Source organism: Halomonas sp. AOP27-A1-41 (assembly GCF_052378605.1).
Lineage (GTDB): Bacteria > Pseudomonadota > Gammaproteobacteria > Pseudomonadales > Halomonadaceae > Vreelandella > Vreelandella citrativorans.
In genome coordinates this window covers 1-1,768 of record NZ_JBQSXT010000053.1, presented here as the reverse complement: position 1 = coordinate 1,768, position 1,768 = coordinate 1, and the positions used below count along the sequence as shown (strand labels likewise).

At 54.0% G+C, this 1,768-nt stretch carries 1 rRNA gene; it reads right to left on the bottom strand.

From position 1 onward, the window contains the following. Positions 1–52 precede the first annotated feature (52 nt). Positions 53–1,585: ribosomal RNA gene (locus ACT3TC_RS17045) — 16S ribosomal RNA — on the bottom strand. Positions 1,586–1,768: the final 183 nt, after the last annotated feature.

Genomic DNA, 1,768 nt, shown 5'->3' with positions numbered 1-1,768 from the left:
TCTGATCAGGTAATTCATTGTGGACGTTTACCGCGAGGGATGACGCATCGTTTAAGGAGGTGATCCAGCCGCAGGTTCCCCTACGGCTACCTTGTTACGACTTCACCCCAGTCATGAACCACACCGTGGTGATCGCCCTCTTGCGTTAGGCTAACCACTTCTGGTGCAGTCCACTCCCATGGTGTGACGGGCGGTGTGTACAAGGCCCGGGAACGTATTCACCGTGACATTCTGATTCACGATTACTAGCGATTCCGACTTCACGGAGTCGAGTTGCAGACTCCGATCCGGACTGAGACCGGCTTTTCGGGATTGGCGCACTCTCGCGAGTTGGCAACCCTTTGTACCGGCCATTGTAGCACGTGTGTAGCCCTACCCGTAAGGGCCATGATGACTTGACGTCGTCCCCACCTTCCTCCGGTTTGTCACCGGCAGTCTCCTTAGAGTTCCCACCATTACGTGCTGGCAAATAAGGACAAGGGTTGCGCTCGTTACGGGACTTAACCCAACATTTCACAACACGAGCTGACGACAGCCATGCAGCACCTGTCTTACAGTTCCCGAAGGCACACCAGGATCTCTCCCGGCTTCTGTAGATGTCAAGGGTAGGTAAGGTTCTTCGCGTTGCATCGAATTAAACCACATGCTCCACCGCTTGTGCGGGCCCCCGTCAATTCATTTGAGTTTTAACCTTGCGGCCGTACTCCCCAGGCGGTCGACTTATCGCGTTAACTTCGCCACAAAGTGCGCTAGGCACCCAACGGCTGGTCGACATCGTTTACGGCGTGGACTACCAGGGTATCTAATCCTGTTTGCTACCCACGCTTTCGCACCTCAGTGTCAGTGTCAGTCCAGAAGGCCGCCTTCGCCACTGGTATTCCTCCCGATCTCTACGCATTTCACCGCTACACCGGGAATTCTACCTTCCTCTCCTGCACTCTAGCCTGACAGTTCCGGATGCCGTTCCCAGGTTGAGCCCGGGGCTTTCACAACCGGCTTATCAAGCCACCTACGCGCGCTTTACGCCCAGTAATTCCGATTAACGCTTGCACCCTCCGTATTACCGCGGCTGCTGGCACGGAGTTAGCCGGTGCTTCTTCTGCGAGTGATGTCTTTCCTGCCGGGTATTAACCGACAGGCGTTCTTCCTCGCTGAAAGTGCTTTACAACCCGAAGGCCTTCTTCACACACGCGGCATGGCTGGATCAGGCTTGCGCCCATTGTCCAATATTCCCCACTGCTGCCTCCCGTAGGAGTTCGGGCCGTGTCTCAGTCCCGATGTGGCTGATCATCCTCTCAAACCAGCTACGGATCGTTGCCTTGGTGAGCCTTTACCTCACCAACCAGCTAATCCGACATAGGCTCATCCAATAGCGGGAGCCGGAGCCCCCTTTCTCCCGTAGGACGTATGCGGTATTAGCCTGAGTTTCCCCAGGTTATCCCCCACTATCGGGCAGATTCCTATGCATTACTCACCCGTCCGCCGCTCGTCAGCGGGAAGCAAGCTTCCCCTGTTACCGCTCGACTTGCATGTGTTAAGCCTGCCGCCAGCGTTCAATCTGAGCCATGATCAAACTCTTCAGTTTAAAATCAGTGTGATTCTTACTTGTCACTCGAAAGTGACAAAGGTGAATCAATCCTGGCTCAAGGTTCAAACGAATTTGAAGAATTCGAAAATTCTTCTTGTGCGCTTGCCTTGATATTTGGTGACTTGTCACCCTCATCGGCAAACGCCCACATGAATTACCTGATCAAATTGTTAAAGAGCT